21 protein-coding genes are annotated in these 21,608 nt (G+C 63.8%); 10 read left to right on the top strand and 11 right to left on the bottom strand.

Features of this window, described 5'->3' with window-relative positions:
• Positions 1 to 251: 251 nt before the first annotated feature.
• Both OC446_RS12870 and OC446_RS12875 read right to left on the bottom strand, forming a co-directional pair.
• A complete protein-coding gene (locus OC446_RS12870; protein ID WP_181053846.1) occupies positions 252 to 524 on the bottom strand; it encodes a hypothetical protein in 273 nt (90 codons plus the stop codon).
• Between the two features lie 772 nt (positions 525 to 1,296).
• Positions 1,297 to 1,515, bottom strand: a complete 219-nt coding sequence (locus OC446_RS12875; protein ID WP_262029427.1) for a hypothetical protein — start codon at positions 1,513 to 1,515, stop codon at positions 1,297 to 1,299.
• A 100-nt stretch (positions 1,516 to 1,615) separates the two neighbouring features.
• Between OC446_RS12875 and OC446_RS12880 the strand changes: the two genes are divergently transcribed.
• The 5 genes from OC446_RS12880 to OC446_RS12900 all read left to right on the top strand — a co-directional run bounded on the left by OC446_RS12880 (position 1,616) and on the right by OC446_RS12900 (position 6,309).
• Positions 1,616 to 1,852, top strand: coding sequence for a helix-turn-helix domain-containing protein (locus OC446_RS12880; RefSeq protein ID WP_262029428.1), 237 nt, complete (start codon positions 1,616 to 1,618; stop codon positions 1,850 to 1,852).
• Between the two features lie 249 nt (positions 1,853 to 2,101).
• Positions 2,102 to 2,566: a hypothetical protein gene (locus OC446_RS12885; RefSeq protein ID WP_262029429.1), complete on the top strand. Its 465-nt coding sequence runs from the start codon at positions 2,102 to 2,104 to the stop codon at positions 2,564 to 2,566.
• The gene (locus tag OC446_RS12890; protein WP_262029430.1) at positions 2,541 to 4,058 is read left to right on the top strand and encodes a GNAT family N-acetyltransferase; all 1,518 of its coding nucleotides are present in this window, start codon (positions 2,541 to 2,543) and stop codon (positions 4,056 to 4,058) included. Before OC446_RS12885 ends, OC446_RS12890 begins: the two co-directional genes overlap by 26 nt.
• Before the next feature lie 153 nt (positions 4,059 to 4,211).
• Complete coding sequence (locus OC446_RS12895; RefSeq protein ID WP_262029431.1) at positions 4,212 to 4,925, top strand: ZIP family metal transporter; 714 nt, start codon at positions 4,212 to 4,214, stop codon at positions 4,923 to 4,925.
• Between the two features lie 370 nt (positions 4,926 to 5,295).
• Entirely contained in the window at positions 5,296 to 6,309 is a 1,014-nt protein-coding gene (locus OC446_RS12900; RefSeq protein ID WP_262029432.1) for a calcium-binding protein, read from the top strand.
• A gap of 51 nt (positions 6,310 to 6,360) precedes the next feature.
• Here the strand turns inward: OC446_RS12900 and OC446_RS12905 are convergent, their stop codons facing one another.
• The 5 genes from OC446_RS12905 to OC446_RS12925 all read right to left on the bottom strand — a co-directional run bounded on the left by OC446_RS12905 (position 6,361) and on the right by OC446_RS12925 (position 10,422).
• On the bottom strand, positions 6,361 to 6,894 hold the full coding sequence (locus tag OC446_RS12905; protein ID WP_262029433.1) for an SRPBCC family protein: 534 nt from the start codon (positions 6,892 to 6,894) through the stop codon (positions 6,361 to 6,363).
• Complete coding sequence (locus tag OC446_RS12910; RefSeq protein ID WP_262029434.1) at positions 6,891 to 7,277, bottom strand: ArsR/SmtB family transcription factor; 387 nt, start codon at positions 7,275 to 7,277, stop codon at positions 6,891 to 6,893. The genes OC446_RS12905 and OC446_RS12910 overlap by 4 nt, the downstream gene beginning before the upstream one ends.
• Before the next feature lie 364 nt (positions 7,278 to 7,641).
• Positions 7,642 to 8,124 carry a hypothetical protein gene (locus OC446_RS12915; protein ID WP_262029435.1) on the bottom strand — a complete coding sequence of 161 codons (483 nt, stop codon included), beginning with the start codon at positions 8,122 to 8,124 and terminating at the stop codon, positions 7,642 to 7,644.
• 69 nt (positions 8,125 to 8,193) lie between these two features.
• Complete coding sequence (gene hisS / locus OC446_RS12920) at positions 8,194 to 9,759, bottom strand: histidine--tRNA ligase (protein WP_262029436.1); 1,566 nt, start codon at positions 9,757 to 9,759, stop codon at positions 8,194 to 8,196.
• 72 nt (positions 9,760 to 9,831) lie between these two features.
• Positions 9,832 to 10,422: a hydrolase gene (locus tag OC446_RS12925; protein ID WP_315986501.1), complete on the bottom strand. Its 591-nt coding sequence runs from the start codon at positions 10,420 to 10,422 to the stop codon at positions 9,832 to 9,834.
• 171 nt (positions 10,423 to 10,593) lie between these two features.
• Here OC446_RS12925 and OC446_RS12930 point away from each other — a divergent pair, with 171 nt between their 5' ends.
• On the top strand, positions 10,594 to 11,145 hold the full coding sequence (locus tag OC446_RS12930) for a TetR/AcrR family transcriptional regulator (protein ID WP_262029437.1): 552 nt from the start codon (positions 10,594 to 10,596) through the stop codon (positions 11,143 to 11,145).
• A 19-nt stretch (positions 11,146 to 11,164) separates the two neighbouring features.
• Here the strand turns inward: OC446_RS12930 and OC446_RS12935 are convergent, their stop codons facing one another.
• Both OC446_RS12935 and OC446_RS12940 read right to left on the bottom strand, forming a co-directional pair.
• Entirely contained in the window at positions 11,165 to 12,514 is a 1,350-nt protein-coding gene (locus tag OC446_RS12935; RefSeq protein WP_262029438.1) for an aspartate aminotransferase family protein, read from the bottom strand.
• A gap of 102 nt (positions 12,515 to 12,616) precedes the next feature.
• On the bottom strand, positions 12,617 to 12,838 hold the full coding sequence (locus OC446_RS12940; protein ID WP_262029439.1) for a heavy-metal-associated domain-containing protein: 222 nt from the start codon (positions 12,836 to 12,838) through the stop codon (positions 12,617 to 12,619).
• Positions 12,839 to 13,016: 178 nt separating this feature from the next.
• Between OC446_RS12940 and OC446_RS12945 the strand changes: the two genes are divergently transcribed.
• From OC446_RS12945 to OC446_RS12955, 3 genes are all read left to right on the top strand, one after another.
• The gene (locus OC446_RS12945) at positions 13,017 to 14,285 is read left to right on the top strand and encodes an EAL domain-containing protein (protein ID WP_262029440.1); all 1,269 of its coding nucleotides are present in this window, start codon (positions 13,017 to 13,019) and stop codon (positions 14,283 to 14,285) included.
• Between the two features lie 137 nt (positions 14,286 to 14,422).
• Positions 14,423 to 15,298: a TIGR01459 family HAD-type hydrolase gene (locus tag OC446_RS12950; RefSeq protein ID WP_262029441.1), complete on the top strand. Its 876-nt coding sequence runs from the start codon at positions 14,423 to 14,425 to the stop codon at positions 15,296 to 15,298.
• A gap of 238 nt (positions 15,299 to 15,536) precedes the next feature.
• On the top strand, positions 15,537 to 16,481 hold the full coding sequence (locus tag OC446_RS12955; protein WP_262029442.1) for a bifunctional riboflavin kinase/FAD synthetase: 945 nt from the start codon (positions 15,537 to 15,539) through the stop codon (positions 16,479 to 16,481).
• 128 nt (positions 16,482 to 16,609) lie between these two features.
• Here OC446_RS12955 and OC446_RS12960 read toward each other — a convergent pair whose 3' ends face one another.
• Together OC446_RS12960 and msrB are read right to left on the bottom strand one after the other, a co-directional pair.
• On the bottom strand, positions 16,610 to 17,779 hold the full coding sequence (locus OC446_RS12960; RefSeq protein WP_262029443.1) for a DUF3095 domain-containing protein: 1,170 nt from the start codon (positions 17,777 to 17,779) through the stop codon (positions 16,610 to 16,612).
• Between the two features lie 6 nt (positions 17,780 to 17,785).
• The gene (gene msrB, locus OC446_RS12965; protein ID WP_262029491.1) at positions 17,786 to 18,214 is read right to left on the bottom strand and encodes a peptide-methionine (R)-S-oxide reductase MsrB; all 429 of its coding nucleotides are present in this window, start codon (positions 18,212 to 18,214) and stop codon (positions 17,786 to 17,788) included.
• A 365-nt stretch (positions 18,215 to 18,579) separates the two neighbouring features.
• On the opposite strand from msrB, the gene ileS reads away from it, so the two are divergent.
• Positions 18,580 to 21,528 (top strand): isoleucine--tRNA ligase, encoded by a 2,949-nt coding sequence (gene ileS / locus OC446_RS12970; protein WP_262029444.1) that lies wholly within the window; start codon positions 18,580 to 18,582, stop codon positions 21,526 to 21,528.
• Positions 21,529 to 21,608 lie beyond the last annotated feature (80 nt).

The following is a 21,608-nucleotide window of genomic DNA, read 5'->3' on the forward strand; positions in this document are numbered from 1 at the left end:
GACGGTCGAGCCCCCGAGGCGCCTCGGCTTCGGCTCCCGCCTCATCGAGCGCAGCATCCGGGACGAACTCGGCGGCTGCCTCGACCTGTGCTTCCAGCCCGAGGGCCTGCGCTGCTCGCTGCGCCTGCCCCTGTGACCCGGCCCTCCGGGGCCGCGCCGGGCGGTGCCCTCGTCGAACGGGGGAGCACCGGATCGGTCCCCAGGGCAGGGGCGTTGCCGGATCCGATGCTCCCGATGCGCTGGCCTTCGCCTCAGCGCCGGATCCATGACGGTTCGCGCATGGCCCGCTGGCGCTGGTCGCGCCAGAAGGCGCGATACTCGTCCAGCTCGTAGAGGAGCGCGTCGGCGAAGAGGTGGCGCCGCTGCAGGTAGCAGGGCGGCCCGAAGCCGCCCTGGCAGCTTTCGTTCTTCTGGCAGGCGCGCCGGCGGCAGATGCGGTGCATCAGGAACACGTCCGACAGGCGGCGCAGGGTGTCGTCGAAATCGGGCATGGTGAACAGGGGAATGTCGTCGTCGTCGATCATGACGGGCCTCGCGGGCAATGGGATGGATGGCAATGGGTGGACAAGACGATGGGGTGGACAGGACTATGGGGAGGAAAGGACCTTGGTGATGAAGGGACCATGGGTCTTCGCTCCCGGGGCCGGTCGGCCCCGGGGCTGAAGGTCAGTCGAGGGAGGTGCGCTGCATCGCCCGGCTCGCTGTGTGGTGTGGAAGTGGAAGAGCCAGGCGGCGCCTCGCACGCGGTTCTTTTCAGGTGGACCAACTGGGACGACGCCCAAGGTCGACCTCCCGCGACCACAGGTGTGCGAGACCTGCGGCGGGACCGCCTCCCGCCCCACTCTTGCGACGCCTCGCGAGCGCGCCCCTCGTGGGCGGGAGTAGGGAATGATATAGCCAAGCTTGCAGCCGCTGTCAAGAACAAAGTAAGAACATATCGCTGCGCGGATCGTTCCCGCGCCGTCATGGCCGCACTCGTTGCGGCCACCCACGTCTTCGGGATCTCACCGTCGCCAAGACGGGGATGGCCGTCCCCGGATCAAGTCCGGGGAGGTGATGACGTGGAGGGCGTCCCGCTAGCGACGTGCAGGTATCATCCCCGGCGGCCGTAGGCCGGGAAGGGGAACCACTCCCACGCGCCGAGCGATGGCTTCTTGTCCCCTTCGCGACGCGTCCTCCCGGGAATGACACGGGTGCGCCGTGACAAGCGGGTGGCCGGGGCCGATCCCCGGACCAGGTCCGGGCCGGCCGTGCCCAGGGAGGGTGGCCGGAACCTGTCGCGCGTCAGCCCGGCGCTCAGGCCTGCGGCTCGCCTGCGCCGTTCAGCAGGTCATAGACCCGCAGCCAGAAGCGCACGGCGGCCGGATTCCTGTCCCGCTCCTCCAGGAACGCCCGCAACAGCACCTCGGCCCCGGCCTCCTCGCCATAGCAATCCACGATCACGCGCACCGCCTGCACCGGATCGAGCCGGCGCCAGAGGGAGGTTTTGTGGGAGCGTATCCAGGAGACGGGCATGGCCCGAGTGGGTAACAGAATTAGCTAAAACAGCAAATAGCTATTTTGGCTAATTCGCTGTTTCAGCATATTTCGACTGCCCGTCACATTTGGGCTGGGCATGCAGAAATCCATTCATACGGAACGCCAGGAGCGCCTTCGCGCCCTGCTGAAGGCTGCCCGCAAAAAAGCCGGTCTGACGCAGGATGAACTCACTGAGCGCATGGGAGCCTACAAAACCTTCGTCAGCAAATACGAACGCGGCGAACGGCAGCTCGACGTGATCGAGTTTATCGCTTTGGCGGAGGCGTTGGAGCTGGATCCGAAGGTGGTGATTGATCAGCTGATGCAGGCGTAGAACCGCTCCGCCTGATCGATTTCAGGCATGAGAGCGCTAAGGCTGCACACCCATATTGTTGAGAGCTCATGGCGGGGCAATGACTGGGGTATTTAGGCTTTGTGGGAGCGGTATCAATGCGCTCGAAACTGTCCAATATGACAGTATTAACTTGTTTAAAACCCATCAGACACATAGCACGTGCTTATACGATCCATTAAATTTATAAATCTGCTTCTCGGTTTTTGAAGAATAGGTTCAGGTATGCAGATGCATTGGGCGAAATCCTCGCTGCTGGAGCAGGGGCCAATCGTCCTGATGAGCATTCGTCCCCAGTATGTAAGGAAAATATTAGAAGGCACTAAAACTGTCGAACTGCGACGAAAATTTTCACAGAATTTTCAATCTGGAGTGTTGCTAATCTATGCAACAGCACCTGTAATGGCAGTTGTTGGTGCCGCTCGAATTGTATTGGCAAAGGATATGCCCATCACACAAATTTGGAGAATGCATCGAAAGGAGTCTGGAGTGTGTAAGACTGAATTTGACGCATATTTTCATAATGTAGAGCGTGGGTATGTCTTGAGTTTAAGCCAGGTAATGCCTCTCGAGAATTGTGTTACTCGCGGTGAGATGTATGAGAGGTATGGCCTCGTTCCTCCTCAATCATATCGAATACTTGATGCACATATCGCCCGGGATATATTGAATGCCAATCGGGCGAATTCTGATTGACACAAATGTTCTCATCCCACTTGAGGATGCGACAGAGGTGCCGGAAACCCATGCTGCCTTGCTTCGCACGCTCGCTGAGCAAGGAATTACAGTCTTCGTGCATCGGGCATCATACGACGATATTAGTCGCGATAAAAACATAGCTAGACGTAAGCAGTCCATATCTAAGCTTGCTAAATATCCTGTCTTTGAAAAGGTTATCGTCTCGGAGGAGACCCTTTCAAAGGAGTTTGGGCAAATCAGCAACAAGAATGATCTTTGTGATTGCTACATACTTAAGACGATATCTGACGATCTATGTGACTTTCTGATATCGGAAGACAACGGCCTACATAAGAGGGCTGCTGCGGTAGGTCTAGGGCAGAGAGTTCTTCGTGTCAGAGAAGCGCTAGACCTGATTAAAGGTGTCTACGTTGATGCAGAAATCTCGCTCCATCGTGTCGAAGATGTGTTCTGCTATCAATTAGATAAAAACGATCCAATATTCTTTTCGCTTAGAGATGATTATGACGAGTTCGATGATTGGTTCGAGAAATGCTGCAAGCTGAATCGAAAAGCCTGGATTGTTCGCGATGGAAATGGCATTTGCGGACTGGTTATCGTTAAAGATGAAACCAACGAAACAGACATTCCTCGCTTCCAAGAGAGCCGCCTTCTCAAAGTTTGTACGTTCAAAATAGCGGACACTTACAGGGGAGGGCGCTTAGGGGAGCATCTCCTTAGAAAAATCCTTTGGTATGCTTTCGAATCCAAGTATCAGGTCGTCTACCTCACAGCCTTTGAGAAGCAGTATCATCTTCGCGAGTTGCTTGCGTACTTTGGATTCAAAGAGCTTGGGCAAAATGCTAGAGGAGAGATAATTACATACAAGGAATGGCCTGCTAATATAGAAGATGCTGAAGACGATTATGATTTTCATAGATTAGCTTATCCGGAAAGAAGAATTGGCACTAGTTCGGCTTATATTATTCCGATATGGCCAGTCTATCACCAGCGTTTGTTCCCCGAGGGGACTAAGAAAACTTCATCTCAATTAGAGCTATTTAGCGAGAACGATGCTGATCCACGCACGCCTCCCTCAAATTCAATTAGGAAGGTATATCTTTGCTCCTCGCCAACAAAGAAGATCAAGCGGGGGTCTTTCGTATATTTTTATATGACGCAAGATGACGCCTTCTCAGCTTCGCAACGTATTACATGTGTCGGTGTAGTTGACTCATTTCGGGAGATTAGCTGTATTTCTGAGTTAATCGCCGCTACAGCAAAGCGATCGGTCTATTCGATCGCGGAGCAGGAGGTATTACTGAGAAAAGGCCCCGTTAAGGTCCTCGATTTTATTATGCTTGGCTACTGCCAACCTGCTCTGAATTTGGAGAGATTACTTGAACTCAATATTTTAAGAGCGCACCCGCAATCCATAGTAAAAATAACTGAACGTCAGCATTCTGTGCTGCAGAGCGTAGTTAATATATCCTTGCGACCCGAATCCTAACACGCGGCCACCCCTGGCCCACGTAACGACGATCAGCCTCCCCATCCCTCGAACCCCACTACCATCTGCTACGTTCTCCCCGTCCAACGGAGAACGCGTCATGCCTCTTTCCATCCAGGCGGGGCTCTGGGCCTGCTCAGCGGGTCGGCCTTGGTGCTGGGGGCGCTCATCGGGACTTTCGCAAAGCTGCCGCAGCGGGCCATCGCGGCCGTGATGGCGTTCGGGGCGGGGGTGCTGATCTCGGCCTTGTCCTTCGACCTCATGGACGAGGCCTATCGCACGGGCGGCATTCTCTCCACGTCGCTGGGCTTTCTCGCGGGCGCGGCGGTCTACACGGGGGCGAACATCCTCGTGTCGCGCCGGGGCGCCAAGCACCGCAAGCGCTCCGGCTATGCGGAGGACGCCCGGCAGGCGCATAGCAGCGAGCAGGGGAGCGGGCTCGCCATCGCGCTCGGCGCGCTCCTCGACGGCATCCCGGAATCCATCGTCATCGGGGTGAGCCTTCTCGCGGGCGAGGGGGTGAGCCTGGTGGCCGTGGCGGCGGTGTTTCTCTCCAACCTGCCGGAGGGGCTCTCCAGCGCCGCCGGGATGCGCCGGGCCGGGCGCTCCATGGCCTATATCTTCGGCATCTGGATCGGCATCGCGCTGGCCTCGGGCGTCGCGGCGCTCCTCGGCTACGCGGTCTTTTCCCAGACGGGGCCCACCACCATCGCGTTCGTGACCGCCGTGGCGGCCGGGGCGATCCTCGCCATGCTCTCCGACACCATGGTGCCGGAGGCCTTCGAGACCGCCCACGAATTCGCCGGGCTCATCACCGTCGCGGGCTTCCTGGCCGCCTTCACCCTGTCGCGGGTTCTGGGGGCTTAGCGCATCGGGCATGAGTTCGACTTCATGTCCGATGCTCTAAGTTTTTGTTTTCTCGCATCTTTCCACGCAAAACCGGTTCCCACTTTTGCGTTCGATGCTTTAGAACCACGTCATCCCCGGCCTTGTGCCGGGGATCCACGCCTTCGATGCGGCTGAGGTCAGGAAGACGTGGGTGGCCGGAACAAGTCCGGCCATGACGGCGAGGGTTTCGGCGAGCGGATGGAGGCTCCGGCCGATGATGCCACGCCGCCCGTTCGAGCCTGTGCGGAATGGCACCTCTCTGCAATCGAAGCTTGCATGAAGCGATTGACGCAGTTTCCAATTGCTAGGAATATGTTACTTTATAGCGTTTAACTAGCAGAGGGGCCCCATGATCTACTCTCCCGATACTCCGCCGCTCCCCAGCGGGCCTGTCGCACGCCACTATCACATCGATGCGTCGAACTCCCGCATAACTTTTCAAAAACCCGCCTTGACGCTCGGCTCGAACGACACGTTGGATCTGGCAAGCGGCGGCAGTCTCGTGTCCCGCGGGTTCGCGTCTCTCGCGTATGGCGTCGCAGCCTTGGGCAACAACATTCGAATGAATGTTTCCGGCACCGTCGCCGCTGATGAAGTTGGAATCTACGCCTCGGGCAACAACAATCGCGTTTATATCGGGACGGGTGGCACCATCGTTGCGAGGACCGGTGTCGCGCTCAATGGTGAGAATGGGTGGATCGAGAACCACAGCCTCATTCTCGGAACGAGCATCGGCATCGATCTTTTGAGCTACAAGAGCAGCTACTATACGGGACAGATCCATAATTACGGCATCATCTCGGGTCCGACCGCCATTCGCGGTTCGCTCGCCCGCGAGGCCGTCTACAACTACGATCTGATCGACGGGAAGGTGCAGCTCCTGGGGGGAGACGATGTTTTCGTGAATTCCGGTGCCAATGCCCGGGTCGTGGGCACCATCGACTTGGGCGCCGGCAGGGACGTGGCCATCGGAGGAAACAAGACCGACATCATCTTGGGAGGCGACAACAACGACACGATCTATGGCGGCCAGGGCGAAGATGTCCTGTACGGCAACCAGGGGGCGGATACCTTCGTGTTCCACACCTCTCCGGGATTTGGAGCGGTCGACCGGCTTCCCGATTTCACCTCGGGCGAGGACCAGATCTCCCTGTCGTCGGCCATCTTCTCGGCGTTTCGGCCCGGCTCCATGCCCGTTGTCGTTCGCGGCCTAGAATATCTGCCAACGGCCGGGATCATCCATCACACGGATGGGCACGTCTATTACGATCCGGATGGGACCGCGGGACGCGCAGCGCCTCAGGTTTTCGCTTACATCAACCCGTCGGTTCATCTGAAGACCGGGGACGTCATCGTCTACTGAGCATGAAGGCGCCGCCCGGCTTGCTCGGGTGGCGCCTTTGGCAACGATTTCTCAGGCTGGAAGCCGCCGCGCGTATTCCTCCTTCAGCCGCGCCCAGCTCTCCCAGAACGGCTGCGGGGCCTCGTCGGACAGGCGGGCGGCCAGGATGTCCAGGTGGGCGTGCCAGCCGGCGCTGACGTTGAGCAGGGTCGCGCGGTCGGTGACGCGGCGATGGGTGAGGGTGAGCAGCACGTCGGCGCCCTGCTGTTCCAGGGTGAAGGTGACGCCGCCGGTCGTGCCCCAGGTGATGGCGAGGGTGTGGGGCGGGTCGAGCTCGGTGATCCGGCTCGTCATGCGGTGCTCTTCGGGGAAGCCGGGCGGGCGCGCGGCGGGCGGGTCCGTGAGCTCGTCGTTGCGCCAGACGAGTTCGAGCGGCGCCCCGAGGGTCAGGTCCATGGCGCCCGAGGCGAGCCAGCGGCCGCGCAGCTCGCTTTCGGTGAGATAGGCCCAGACCCGCTCGATGGGGCCGGGGAGAAGGCGCTGGATCGTGAGCGTCGCGGGCTCGGTCAGCGCACCATAGGTGTCGAGGGTGGCAAGGTCGGTCATGCATCGTCTCCTTCTTCGGCGGGGGGCAGGGATGTCGGGGGTGGGGATGGCCGGGCATCCTCCTCGCGGAGGAGCCGTTCCAGCACGTCCAGACGCTCGGTCCAGAAGTGTTCGTAGGCGGCGAGCCATTGGTGGGCGCTCGCCAGCGGTCCGGGGTCGAGGCGGCAGACATGGGTGCGGCCGCGGATCTCGCGCCGGAGCAGGCCTGCCTGCTCCAGCACCTTGATGTGCTTCGAGGCGGCCGCCAGCGAGATCGAGAACGGCTCGGCCAGCTGGCTCACCGTCCTGTCGCCGCCGCCCAGAGCGCTCAGCATCCGGCGCCGGGTGGAATCGGCCAGGGCGTGGAAGATGGTGTCGAGGGGGGATGTCTGTAATTCAACCATGTGGTTGAATATGCACGCATGGCTCGAAACATTCAACCGATTGGTTTAATATTCTTCGCCATACGGCGGGGTCTGCGAGACCGGAGCACGGGAGGGCATCTCCGGCCGGGGCGGCGGTCGCGGGTCGGGAAGGCTACGAAGCGTCAAAGCGAAAGCGAGCGGGGCAGCGGCCGTTCTCTCCGCCGGCCTCGCTTCGTGTCATCCGGCATCGCTTGCCGCGACAGCGGTTTCCGCTTTTCTCGCGCGGCGTTTCAGGCGGGACGACCTGCATGGCGCCCTCGCCGGGGGAGGGCGCGTGCCGTCCGGCCGGGATCCCGGATCAGGGCTCGCGCCGAACCCGGGATGACGGTCGAACGTGAGACAATCAGCGCTTCTCGGCGGTGTCGCTCTTCTCGCCTTTGGCGCCCTTGGCCTTGCTCGTCTTGCTCTTGCTGTGATCGCTGGAGCGGTTGACGTATTTGACCTTCTTGGGCTCGCCCCGGGCGTCCTGCTCGGCGCCGGATTCCTCACCCACGAGGCGCGCGGGCAGGAAGTGGCGGGCGGCTTCCGTCACCACGCCGGCGACGGCGCCGGCGGCCGTGTGGGTCAGGTCGGCACCTTCCGCGCCGGCCTGGGCGGCGGCGGATCCGGCCTTCTTGGCCGCGCGGGTCTTGGTGAGGGCGGCGGCGGCCGCGCCCGCGGCGGCGATCAGGGCATCGGCCAGGATTTCGCGGCCGAGATCCGAGTTGATGAGGTCCATGAGGCCGGACTTCTTCGCCGTCTTCGCCAGCTGCGTCCCGGGGCTCTTCTTCGCTTTCGAGCCGGACTTCTTGTCTTTGTCCTTAGCCTTGTCCTTGGCCTTCGCCATGTTCATCTCCTGATGGTCAAGCTTCCGGAACAACCCATATGGAACCACAGGGGTTCCAAAAGGCCAAGCTCATCCGAAATGGCGGGCCAGGACGTCGCGAACGGCCTTGACGAGATCGGTCTCGGGCACGGAGAACTGGGCCGGGCGGGCGGCCTTCCATTCCTCGTTGGACGCGATGGCCCCGGCCGCCTTGGCGCCTTCGATCAGGTCCTTGATCTCGACCTCGCCGCGCTCGCGCTCGTTGGAGCCCTGGATCACCACGCAGGGGCTCTGGCGCCGGTCGGCATATTTCATCTGCGCCTTCATGCCCGAGGAGCCGAGATAGAGCTCGGCCCGGATGCCGGCCTGGCGCAGGGTCGAGACCATGCGCTGGTAGGCGGCGACCTGGTCCTTGTCCATGACGAGCACCACCACCGGGCCGGGCTTCTCGGCGCCGGACACGATGGGGCTCTTGATCATCTGGAGCGCCGAGAGCAGACGCGAGACGCCGATGGAGAAGCCGGTCGCCGGAACCGGCTCGGAGCGGAAGCGCCCCACGAGGCCGTCATAGCGCCCGCCGCCGCCCACCGAGCCGAAGCGCACCGGGCGCCCGTCCTCGTCCTGCACCTGGAAGGTCAGCTCGGCCTCGTAGACCGGGCCGGTATAGTATTCGAGGCCGCGCACGACCGAGGGGTCGATAAGTATCCGACCGTCATCATAGCCTGCTGCAGCAGCTAGCTCGGCTATTTGACGCAACTCATTAACGCCTTCTTTAAAGATGGGGCTGGACCCATAAGCGTTATCCATCGCGGAAAGCATATCAAGCTCATAGGCCTCAGAGCCATCATCAGGCGCTAATCGTAAAGTTGGATTAACCCGGTTGATACTGCTCTCGGATAATCCAATGGGTTTGCTTCTCAACGTTACGAACCAGATTAAGCGGTTGATTTGGCCAGCCGTCAGATTTGCACCTGGAGTGATATCTCCGCTTTCATCAACTCGCTCCTTGCCAAGCAAAGCGCGAACTCCTGATTCCCCAAGGCGATCGTACTTATCTAGTGCTCGCAGAACGGTTAGACGCTGATCTGCCTTATCCTCGCCTCCAAGTCCGATGGCTTCCATGACACCATCGAGAACCTTGCGGTTGTTAACCTTGATCACGTAGTCGCCCCGCTTGAGGCCGAGCTTCTCCATCGTGTCGGCGGCCATCATGCAGATCTCCGCGTCAGCCGCCACGGAGGCGGCGCCCACCGTGTCGGCGTCGAACTGCATGAACTGGCGGAAGCGGCCCGGGCCCGGCTTCTCGTTGCGGAACACCCAGCCGACGCGATAGCTGCGATAGGGCTTGGGCAGGGCGTCGAAGTTCTCGGCCACGTAGCGGGCCAGCGGCGCCGTCAGGTCGTAGCGCAGCGACAGCCATTGCTCGTCGTCGTCCTGAAACGAGAACACACCCTCGTTGGGCCGGTCCTGGTCGGGCAGGAACTTGCCGAGGGAATCCGTGTACTCGACGAAGGGGGTCTCGACGCCCTCGAAGCCGTAGAGCTCGTAGGACTCGCGGATCGCCGCCAGCATGCGCTCGGTGGCGGCGAGGTCGGCGGGATTGCGGTCGGCAAAGCCGCGCGGCGCGCGGGCCTTGATTTTGTCGGCCTTGGACATGGTTTTACAGCAGCCGTTGAATTGGGAAAAACGTGCTGCGGTCCTACTCCCTGCGGCCGGGAGGGGCAAGGCTTATGCAGATGCCGGAGCCGTAAGCCCTGCAAGAATATCCGCCGCCGAGCGGACGCGAGCCACGCGGGGCAGAATCTTGTCGATGGAGAAGCGGTGCATGTCGGCATCGATGCTGGAAGAGGCATCCTCCGCGACGATGGCCGAATAGCTGTGCTGCCAGGCATCCCGCGCCGTGGATTCGACTCCGAAATTGGTCATGACGCCGCCGATAACGATCGTCGAAATGCCCCTGCGCCGGAGCTGAAGATCGAGTTCCGTACCGTGGAAGGCGCTCCAATGGCGCTTGGTGATGACCACATCGGATTCGACATCGAAGTCGCGGGAGAATGCGAGGGCTTCCGGAGACAACCCGCCTTCAGGCAGGGGCAGAGCCACGTCCACCGGTTGGCGCAGGGCATCGGCGTAGCCTGGCGAGAAGGCTGCGCGTGTCAGAATGATCGTGCCGCCAGCCTTCTTCAGACCGCGCGCCAGACGGCATGCCTGGCCCACGACCGTCGAGGCCTGATGCGGTGCGAGCGGCATCCCGAGCGTCCAGTTCTGCAGATCGATCAGGATAAGGGCAGTGCGGCGCGCATCAAGATCGTTCAGCATGGTGTGGCCCTGAAGTAAGAGAGAGATAGACAGGAGTTTCCACCCAAGTCAGCGGCATATATATGAGACCATCCTCATAAAGTGATTTATATGAGCATATCCTCACAAAAAGCAAGCAGGGCGGCCGATGCCACTCCGCGTACTCCCCAGCGAAAGCGGGGGCGCGAGCGCGTGACCGCTCTCCTGAAGGCGGGGGCCGAGGTGTTCTCCGAGAAAGGCTATGATGCGGCGACGATGACGGAGATCGCGGCCCGGGCCGGTGCGTCCATCGGCTCGCTCTATCAGTTCTTCCCCACCAAGGAGCTTCTGGCGAAGGCGCTGCACGAGGCCTATCTCGCCGATCTCTCGTCCATGCTGGAAGAATTGCGATCCGATGTTTCGGGCCGGGGCGCCGCCGGAATGGCGGACCGGCTGTTCGACGGGCTGCTTGCTTTCCTGGCCGAGCGTCCGGCCTTCAGTGCTCTCGCGGAAAGGCGCGACATCGACAAGGAGCAGAAGAGCCGGACAGGCGCTGCGATGCGGCAGCGGATTGCCGGCTTGCTTGCTGCTGCGTCGCCGCCCTTTCCTGAGCCTCGCCGTGAGGCCATGGCGGCTATCGTGCTGCAGTTGATGAAAGTCGCGGTTTCCCTCAGCTCCGAAGAGGATTCGGAACGGCGCCACGCCATTCAGGCCGAGTTGCGGCAGATGCTGAAAGGCCACCTGAACGGTGTCCAGGTGGCCTGAAAGTTAGGTCTCGACAGCCTCAAGCCACCGCCCTGATCACCTTGGTGAGCTTGTCGACGATCTCGCCGATCTGCTCCTCGGTGATGATGAGGGGCGGGGAGAGGGCGATGGTGTCGCCGGTGATGCGCATCATCAGGCCGTATTCCTGGAAGGCGCGGTCCATGGCCTCGAAGGCGCGCTTGCCCACCGCGTCGGGACGCGAGGCGAGGTCGATGGCGGCCACGAGTCCGATGGTGCGGATGTCGAGCACGTTCGGCAGGTCCTTCAGCGCGTGGATCGCATCGGCCCAGACCGGCTCCAGGGCCCGGGCGCGCTCGAACAGCTTCTCGTCCCGGTAGACGTCCTGGGTGGCCAGCGCCGCCGCGCAGGCGAGCGGGTGGCCGGAATAGGTGTAGCCGTGGAACAGCTCGATCACGTGCTCTGGGCCGTTCATGAAGGTGTCGTAGAGCCCCTCGCGCACCAGCACGCCGCCCATGGGAACGGTGCCGGAATTCACCCCCTTGGCGAAGGTGATCATGTCCGGGATCACGCCGTAGCGCTCGGCCGCGAAGGCGGTGCCGAGGCGGCCGAAGCCCGAGATCACCTCGTCGAAGATGAGCAGGATGCCGTGCTTGTCGCAGATCTCGCGCAGGCGCTTGAGATAGCCCTTCGGCGGCGGCAGCACGCCCGTGGAACCGGCCATCGGCTCGACGATGACGGCCGCGATCGTCGAGGCGTCGTGGAGCGCCACGATGCGCTCCAGCTCGTCCGCCAGGTGCGCGCCCCATTCGGGCTCGCCGCGGGAGAAGGCCTGCTCGGCCCGGTTATAGGTGTGGGGAAGGTGGTCGACTCCCGCCAGAAGGGTGCCGAAGAACTGCCGGTTCTTGACGATGCCGCCCACCGAGATGCCGCCGAAGCCGACGCCGTGATAGCCGCGCTCGCGGCCGATGAGGCGCGTCTTGCTGCCCTGGCCCTTCACGTTCCAATAGGCGAGCGCCACCTTGAGCGCCGTATCCACGGCCTCGGAGCCCGAGTTGCAGAAGAACACGTGGTTCAGGTCGCCCGGCGCGAGCCCTGCCAGGCGCGACGCGAGGGTGAAGCCGCCCGCATGGCCGAACTGGAAGGCGGGCGAGTAATCGAGCTCCTGCGCCTGGGCCTGGATGGCGGCGGTGATCTCGTCCCGGTTATGGCCGGCGTTGCAGCACCAGAGCCCGGCGGCCCCGTCGATCACCTCCCGGCCGTCGGGGGTGTAGTAGTACATGCCCTTGGCGCGGGCGATCATCCGGGGGCGCTGCTTGAACGAGCGGTTGGCCGTGAACGGAAGCCACCAGGCATCCAGGTCGTTGGGTGCAATGAGGTCGTTGGCGGCTCTGGATGTCTGTGCGGTCATCATGGTCCCCGAAGAAGGCTGATGGGCGGGAGCCTATCAGCCGTCTCGGGGCGCCGCAAAAGGAACTTTCGGCAGAGCTATGAACCGGATGCAGGGCTCCGCTCAACCGGTCATGGCGCGGGCCTCATAGCCGGCCGCGTCGAGGGCGCGCGCGACCTCGACGCTCTGCGCCCGGGTCGTCACGTGCACGCGGCCATGGTCGAGGTCCACGTCCACCGTGGCGCCGGGATCGAGGCGCTGGATGGCCTTGGTCACCGAGGCGACGCAGCCCTGGCAGGTCATGCCGTCGACCTGCATCAGCAGGTCCTTTCGAGGTTCTTCCATCGACAATGCCTTTCCATTCCGCCGCAGAATTCAGCGGATCTCACGGGCGGGAAACGCGCGATCGCGAAATAATATCCATTTCGGAAAGACGAAACTTGCCCCGCGAGTCGCGCTGATTCATTGTCTGTTAACACACTGATTCGCGCACATTTGCCGAGCCAGGGGAGCGGGGGCACCCATGGTGACGAACACAAAGAACATTCCTGTCCTGAAGGGCGGGAAAACGACGCTGCTTGCCTTCACGCCGGCGATTCTGACGGCCGTGGTTTCGGCCTGGGTGCCGCTGGAGACAGGCCATATCCTGCCGGTTTTCGGCTTCCTGGTCATGGCCGTCTTTTTCGGCCTCGTCATCCTGTGGTGGCAGGCCGAGACGGCGCGGCAGGCCAGGAGTCTGCAACCGGTCACCTTCGATCCGGAGGAGCCGGCTCGGGCCACGCCGCTCGTCGTGCGTCCGCCTGTGCGGGCCGATAGCCCGGTCTCGGTCCTGCGCGAGCTGGCGATGTCCGCCGGCGCGCAGGTTTATGGGGCCGCGCCCGCTCCGGGGCGGGCGGAAACGGTGCCGCCTGCGCATTTCCCCGAGCCGTCCCTGCTGCCGTCCATGCGCCAGCCCTCGACCGAGGAGATCAGTCATGTGCGGCTGGTCAATCAGGCCTTCGAGGCTGACCGGATCGAGCTGCACCTGCAGCCCGTGGTCTCGCTGCCGAAGCACAAGATCCGCTTCTACGAGGCCCTGGCCCGGCTGCGCCTCGCGGACGGAACCCTCCTGAGGCCGGCCGAATTCCTGCCGATCATCGAGGCGTCCGGCCGCGCATCGGCTTTCGACCGCCGGGTGCTGATGCGCACCATGGCCGTCGCCCGTCATCTCGTGGCCCGCGGCAGCGAGGCCATCGTCGGCGTGAACCTCACGGCTCATTCCATCGCCGAGCCCGGCTTCCTGTGGTCCCTGGCCCGGTCGTTCGACGCCAGTCCCGACCTTCTCGGCAAGATCGTCCTGGAAATGTCGCAGCAGAGCTGGCGCTCTCTCGACGCGGATCACAGGGCGGCGCTCGCGGCCCTGCGTGAGCGAGGCGTGCCGTTCTCCCTCGACCGCGCGACCGATCTCCGGTTCGACCCGGTGAGGCTGGCCGATCTCGGCATCCGGTTCATGAAGCTGCCGGCGGACCTCTTGATCGACGCCGCCGAGCGGGCCGATGGCCGCTATGCCGGACCGGAGCCCGACGTGCGCGACTTCGCCCCGGCGCTGCGCCGCCAGGGTATCCTGCTCATCGCCGACCGGGTCGAGGAGGAGAGCATGGTGCCGCTGCTCTGCGATCTCGGCGTGCCGCTGGCGCAAGGCTTCGCCTTCGCGGCCCCGCGTCCCGTCAAGCCGGAGATTGCCATCGAGCAGCCGGTTCAGCAATTCCCCGGCTTCGAAAACGCGCCGGAGCTTCTGCGGCAGGCCGGTTGAAGCAAGCGCGAGGGTTGAGCATGCGATGACCCGAGGTCGTCGGTTTGACTTGACTTGCGCATCGTTTGGCGGGGAAAACCGGGCCACTTTTCACATACGTGGCCCTTCGGGTCCGCACGATGCTCTGGTGAGACCCCATGACCGCTTTGACCCGCCCGGCCCATGTCGAGGGCCTGCATGCTCTCGCCGATCGATACGATCTCGTCCTGTGCGACGTCTGGGGCGTGCTGCACAACGGCGTCAAGGCCTATGAGGCGGCCAGCGATGCGCTCACGCGTTTTCGCGCCGGGGGAGGGCGGGTCGTTCTCGTGTCGAACGCGCCGCGCCCCGGCGCCTCCGTGGGAACGCAGCTCGACGGGTTCGGGGTGCCGCGCACGGCCTACGACGCCATCGTCACCTCCGGCGACCTGACGCGGCTCGCCATCGAAGAGCGCATCGACAGGGTCGTCCACCATATCGGACCGCCGCGCGACATGCCGATCTACAACGGTCTCGATGTCCGTTTCGGCTCCGTCGAGGAGGCCGATTACGTGGTCTGCTCCGGTTTCGACAACGACGAGGAGGAGACGGTCGAGGATTATCGGCATCAGCTCGAAGCCATGCTGCGACGCGACCTGCTGATGGTCTGCGCCAACCCGGACCTCATCGTCGAACGCGGCCACATGATCCTGCCCTGCGCGGGAACCATCGCGCTCGCCTACGAGGAGATGGGCGGCAAGGTGTTCTATGCCGGCAAGCCCCATGGCCCCGTTTACGACCGGGCGCTCTCCGTCGCGGCCGAGCTGAGCGGTCGGGCCGTTCCGAAGGACAGGGTTCTCGCCGTCGGCGATGCCATCCGCACCGACATCGCCGGGGCCGTGGGCTACGGCATCGACTCGCTCATGATCGCCCGCGGCATCCATGCGGAGGAGCTGGGCCTTCACAAGGGTGACCTGGTCTCGGATCACGTGCAGGATTGGGTGGACCGTCAACCCGTCCAGCCGACCGCCTTCATGGAAGTTCTGGCTTGGTGAGGTCGGTCTAGGCCATCTCCACGTCATCACCGGCCTCGTGCCGGTGATCTCGATTGGAAGAGCGCTGCGCTCCAGAGGATCGGGATGGCCGGCACAAGGCCGGCCATGACGTCAGACGGTTCGATGATCCCACAAGAGGATCGAATCGCCCGTGCTTCCCTTGACCCGAAGGCCGCTTTTCGACAGGGTCGCGCCCGCACCGATATCCGCACCGATGAGTTCCGAGATTTCTCCTCCGATGTCCCCTTCTTTCGCGGTCTGTCGCGATGGCGAGCCCGTTCCCGAGAGTCTCAGGGGCGCCATGGCGGCCATCGGCAATTTCGACGGGGTGCACCGGGGGCATCAGTATCTCCTGGGCATGGCTCGGAACTCCGGAAAGCCGGCGGCGGCCGTGACTTTCGAGCCGCATCCGCGAACCTTTTTCCAGCCCGACAGGCCCCTGTTCCGGATCACGCCCGAACCCGTGAAGCTCAAGATCTTCGCGCGTCTCGGCCTCGACGGCGTCTTCCAGCGGCGCTTCAGCGGCAATCTCGCGGCCCTGACGGCGGCGGGCTTCGTGGACCTGCTGGCGAACGAGCTGCAGCTCTCGGGCGTGGTGATCGGCCATGACTTTCATTTCGGCCGCGGGCGGGAAGGCAATCCGGCGCGCATGGCGGAGCTTTGCCGGGAGCGGGGGCTCGACTGCCTGATCGCTCCGGCGGTCGTGGAGGGGACGGAGCCCGTTTCCTCTAGCGCTATCAGGGTCGCCCTGGAGGCGGGCGACATCGCCACGGCCAACCGGCTTCTCGGCTATCGCTGGTTCGTTCAGGCTGAGGTGCGCCACGGGGACAAGCGCGGCCGGGTGCTCGGTTATCCCACGGCCAATATGCGCCTCCCCGACGATTGCCGCCTGCGGCACGGCATCTACGCGGTCCGGGCGTCCGTGGCGGGCCGGCCGGTCGACGGCGTCGCCAGCTTCGGCCGCAGGCCGACCTTCGACAATGGCGCCCCGCTGCTCGAGGTGCACCTCTTCGACTTCTCCGGCGACCTCTACGGGCAGGTCCTGGATGTGGAGTTCGTCGGCTGGATTCGCGGCGAGGAGCGCTTCGACGGGATCGACGCGCTGATCGCCCAGATGGACCGCGACTCGCTCGAGGCGAAGCGGGTGCTCGCCGAGGATAAGACGGTTTCGATGATCGGTTGAGCTGACGGTGTCATCCCCGGCGCACGCAGTGCGGGAAGGGGATCCATGGCGTTGCGCCTGATCGTGGATTCCCTTCCCCTCCGCTGCGCTTCGGCCGGGAATGACAAATGGGCCCGAAGCGGCATCCCTCACGTGGCCGGCTTCAGCGACCGCGCCGCCATGGCGTAGCCGCCCATGGCGCCGTCGACGAAATGGATGTGGTCGCTGCGGGTGGCCGAGGGGACGAAGCAGGTCATGAGGGCTGCGTTCTGGCGGTGCAGGCCGTAACGGGCAACGCCCTGCAGCCGCGCATCCGTCAGCAGCGCCTCCAGGCGGTCGGCGAGGGCGGGGGTGCAGTCGAGGGTCATGCGCAGGCCGTCGTCGAACTTGCGGAAATCCGTGTTCTCGACGAGCTGATGCCGGTAGCGGACCGGATCGAAACCGCCGACCTTGAGGCCAGACCGGAGGATCAGGAACGCGGCCAGGCGAAGGCTCGCGATCTTCGCCAGGGTGAAGAGGCCCGCGGCGGTCTTCCTGACGGTCTTCGCTTCGAGATCGAAACTCTTGAAGGGCGTGGACAGGGTGGGGCCGCCTTCCGGCACCGGTCGCCCGGCCTCCTTTCCCTCGGCCAGGGACAGGACCTGACCGACGAGAGCGTTGAAGGCGTCCAAGCCCGCCTCGCGACCGGGGAGCAGGATCAGGGACAGGATGATGCCGCGCTCCGGCTTGATCTCGTCGAAGCGGCAGGTCAGTCCGGACAGATCGGGCAGGGTGCCGGGGCGTGCCGGAGCAATGGCGAAGGCGCCTTCCTTCATTCGCCGCTCCGCATAGGCGAGGCCGCCGCCGGAGAACATGGCATAGGAGACGTCGGGCGACGCCGCGAAACGGGCGATCCGCACGTCGTGGCCCTCGGCGCGGATCGCGGAGACCGGGACGAGAGCGATGCGCAGCTCGAAGCCGAAGGAATCCCGCACCCAGGCGGCCACGGTGGAAAGGACTTCGCGGGCGAGATCGGCTTGCGTGGCGGGCAGCGCGAAGCTTGCCCCGTCGCCGCCGAACACGAACGGGAACGTGCTCGTGCCGAGCTTGTTGGAGACGGCGGCGATCACGGCGGCCGCTGCCGTGTTGACCTCCTTGTAGCGCCCGGCCTCCACGGCGGAGGTCGAGCGCACGATATCGCTGAGGCCCAGCACCCAATCGTCCGGGACCGGCATGTAGAGCTCGGGGTCGGTCAGCTGGGAGAAATGGTCGAAGACGGGCAGCCGGGCATAGAAGTCGGATCCGGCCCGGCTTCCCGTCGCATGTGCGGTGGTGCTCATGGGCCGTCAGCCCACGGTTTCACCTTCCGGCGCACCCCGGCCGAGCTCGTCCGGCAGCGGATCGCCGTCGGCCACGAAGCGCATGGAGACCGAATTCATGCAGTAGCGCTCGCCGGTCGGGGGCGGGCCGTCGTTGAACACGTGGCCGAGATGGCCCTCGCAGCGGGCGCAGCGGATCTCGGTGCGGACCATGCCGTAGCTGGTGTCGCGCACGAAGGCGATGTGGTCCCGGTCGATGGGGTCGAAGAAGCTCGGCCAGCCGGTGCCGGATTCGAACTTGGTGCCGGCATTGAACAGGGGCAGGCCGCAGAGGCGGCAGCAATAGGTGCCCTTCTCCTTCGCCTCGTTGAAGATGCCGCAGAACGGCCTCTCCGTGCCGTGCTCGAGCAGGACCCGGCGCTCCTCGTCATCGAGATTGGCCACGAGGGCGTGCATCTGCTCGGAACTGGGCGGGGTGAGGTCGAAACCGGCGTTCGAGCGCCGTTCGGCCGTAGAGGTCAAGTCTGCCATGATCAATCCTTCCTGCCCGTCGCTTCGTTCGGGTGACTATAGGGCTGGTTCCGCTCCTTAAATAGGGAGCCGCCCCGGCAATCACCACGCTTTATTATCCGGCCCGGCGCTGCTAAAAGGCTCGGCATGCCCATGGTTTCTCAGGCTCTGCATGCGGCCCGCATTGGCGCGGCGCGAATTATCGGCCCGGCTTTCGCATGATCTGCGAAGGTCCGGGATCCTAGCCGTTCGCCCTGAAAGAGAAGCCGTTGCGCCTGCCGATCGCAGGCCACCAAGACCGATTGACCGTCATGACCGATAAGCCCGAGAGCGCCGCCCGCGACTATTCCGAAACCCTGTTCCTGCCCCAGACCGAGTTCCCCATGCGGGCCGGCCTGCCGCAGCGCGAGCCGCAGTTCCTGCAGCGCTGGAACGAGAACCGGCTCTACGAGCGCCTGCGTGAGGTCCAGAAGGGCCGTCCGCGCTTCGTGCTGCACGACGGCCCTCCCTATGCCAACGGCAACATCCATATCGGCCACGCGCTCAACAAGATCCTGAAGGACATGGTGGTCCGCTCCCAGGGCATGCTCGGCTTCGATTCCAACTACGTGCCCGGCTGGGACTGCCACGGCCTGCCGATCGAGTGGAAGATCGAGGAGGAGTATCGCGCCAAGGGCAAGAACAAGGACGACGTGGACATCGTCGAGTTCCGCCGTGAGTGCCGCGCCTTCGCCGAGAAATGGATCGACGTGCAGCGCGAGGAGTTCAAGCGCCTCGGCGTCGAGGGCGACTGGACGAACCCGTATCAGACCATGAGCTATGACGCGGAAGCGCAGATCGCCCGCGAGATCATGAAGTTCGCCGTGAGCGACCAGCTCTATCGCGGCTCCAAGCCGGTCATGTGGTCCTCCGTCGAGAAGACCGCGCTCGCCGAGGCCGAGGTCGAGTATCACGAGAAGACCTCCACGACGATCTGGGTGAAGTTCAGGATCACCAACACGCTCGACGGCGATCTCGACGGTGCGTCGGTGGTCATCTGGACGACGACTCCCTGGACGATCCCGGCCAACCGCGCCATCGCCTATGGCGAGATCATCGCCTACGGCCTTTACGAGGTCACCGAGGCGGCGGACGACAATTGGGCGAAGCTGGGCGACCGTCTCGTCATCGCCGACAAGCTCGCGGCGGACGTGTTCGCGGCCGCGCGCGTCGCCGGGTACGAGCGCGTGAAGGACGTGCTGCCGGTGATGATCGAGCGCTGCGCGCATCCATTCCGCGGGCTGGAGGGCGCGAACGGCTACTGGGATTTCGGCGTTCCGGTGCTGCCGGCCGACTACGTCACCGACGATGCGGGCACGGGCTTCGTGCACACGGCCCCCGGCCACGGCGCGGACGACTACAACACCTATGTGAAGCACCGCGACGTGTTCGCCGCCTGCGGCACGAAGGAAGTGCCGCACACGGTCTCGCCGGATTCGTCCTACTTCCCCGACGTGCCGTTCTTCGCGGGCGAGCGCATCTACGACGACAAGGGCAAGGATGCGGGCGCCAACGAGGCGGTGATCAAGAAGCTCGTCGAGGTCGGCGCGCTCATCGCGCGCGGTCGCCTCAAGCACCAATATCCCCATTCCTGGCGCTCGAAAGGTCCGCTGATCTTCCGCAACACGCCGCAATGGTTCATCTCCATGGACAAGCCGCTCGACGAGAAGGGCGACACCCTGCGTCAGCGCGCGCTCCATGGCATCAAGACGGTCGAATGGGTGCCGGAATCGGGCGAGAACCGCATCACCGGCATGATCGAGAACCGACCCGACTGGGTGGTCTCGCGCCAGCGCGCCTGGGGCGTGCCGATCGCGGTGTTCGTGAAGAAGGGTACCAACGAGATCCTCAAGGACGAGCGCGTGAACGCCGCTATCGCGGACGCTTTCGAGAAGGAAGGCGCGGACGCATGGTACGCGGGTGACGGCTCGCGCTTCCTGGCGGCGGGCGGCTACGACCTCGCCGAATTCGACAAGATCAACGACATCCTCGACGTGTGGTTCGATTCCGGCTGCACCCATGCTTTCGCGCTCGAAAAGCGCGAGGACCTGAAGGTTCAGCGCAAGGTGGATGGCGGACCCGATCAGGTCATGTACCTGGAAGGCTCCGACCAGCATCGCGGCTGGTTCCACTCCTCGCTGCTGGAGAGCTGCGGCACGCGCGGACGCGCTCCTTACGACATCGTCCTGACCCACGGCTTCGTCCTCGACGAGAAGGGGCAGAAGATGTCGAAGTCGCTCGGCAACGTGGTGGCGCCGCAGAAGGTGATCCAGGATTCCGGCGCCGACATCCTTCGCCTGTGGGTGGCGGCGTCCGATTACTCGGATGATCTGCGCATCGGTCCGGAGATCCTGAAGACCTTCATCGAGACCTATCGCAAGCTGCGCAACACGATCCGCTGGATGCTGGGCTCGCTCGCGCATTTCCACGAAGCCGACAAGGTCGCCGTGAGCGAGATGCCGGAACTGGAGCGCTTCGTCCTGCACCGCCTCGCCGAACTCGACGGCGAGATGCGCGAGGCCTATGCCACGTTCGACTACAAGCGCGTGATCGCGTTGCTGAACTCGTTCATGACCACGGATCTGTCGGCCTTCTATTTCGATGTTCGCAAGGACTCGCTCTATTGCGACCCGATCTCCAGCACCGTCCGCAAGAGCGCCTTGACGGTGATCGACCAGACCTTCCGCTGCGTAGCGACCTGGATCGCGCCGATCCTCGCCTTCACGGCGGAAGAGGCCTGGCTCGCCCGCTATCCGCAGGCCGAGTCCGTGCATCTCGAAACCTTCCCGCAGGTGCCGGCGGAATGGCGGGACGATGCGCTCGCCGAGCGCTGGGCGAAGGTGCGTCGCGTGCGCCGCGTCGTCACCGGCGCGCTTGAGATCGAGCGCGCGCAGAAGCGCATCGGCGCGAGCCTGGAGGCGGCACCTGTCGTGCACATCGCCGATGAGAGCCTGTTCAAGGCCGTTCAGGGGCTCGACCTCGCGGAGATCTGCATCACATCCGGCATCCAGGTGGGGCAGGGCGACGGCCCAGCCGAGGCGTTCCGTCTCGACGACGTGAAGGGCGTGGCGGTCGTGCCGGCTCTCGCGCAGGGCCGCAAATGTGCCCGTTCGTGGAAGGTGACGCCGGATGTGGGCACCGATCCCGATTACCCGGACGTGACGCCCCGCGACGCGGCGGCCCTGCGCGAATGGGACCAGCTGAAGGCGGCCGCCGAATGAGCAAACCCGAGGATACCGGCGCCCCGCTCGCTGACGCGGGAACGACATCCCGACCCGGCTCGTCGCGCCCGCGCGCGGCG

This window comes from Microvirga sp. Mcv34, assembly GCF_024519725.1.
Classification (GTDB): Bacteria; Pseudomonadota; Alphaproteobacteria; order Rhizobiales; family Beijerinckiaceae; genus Microvirga.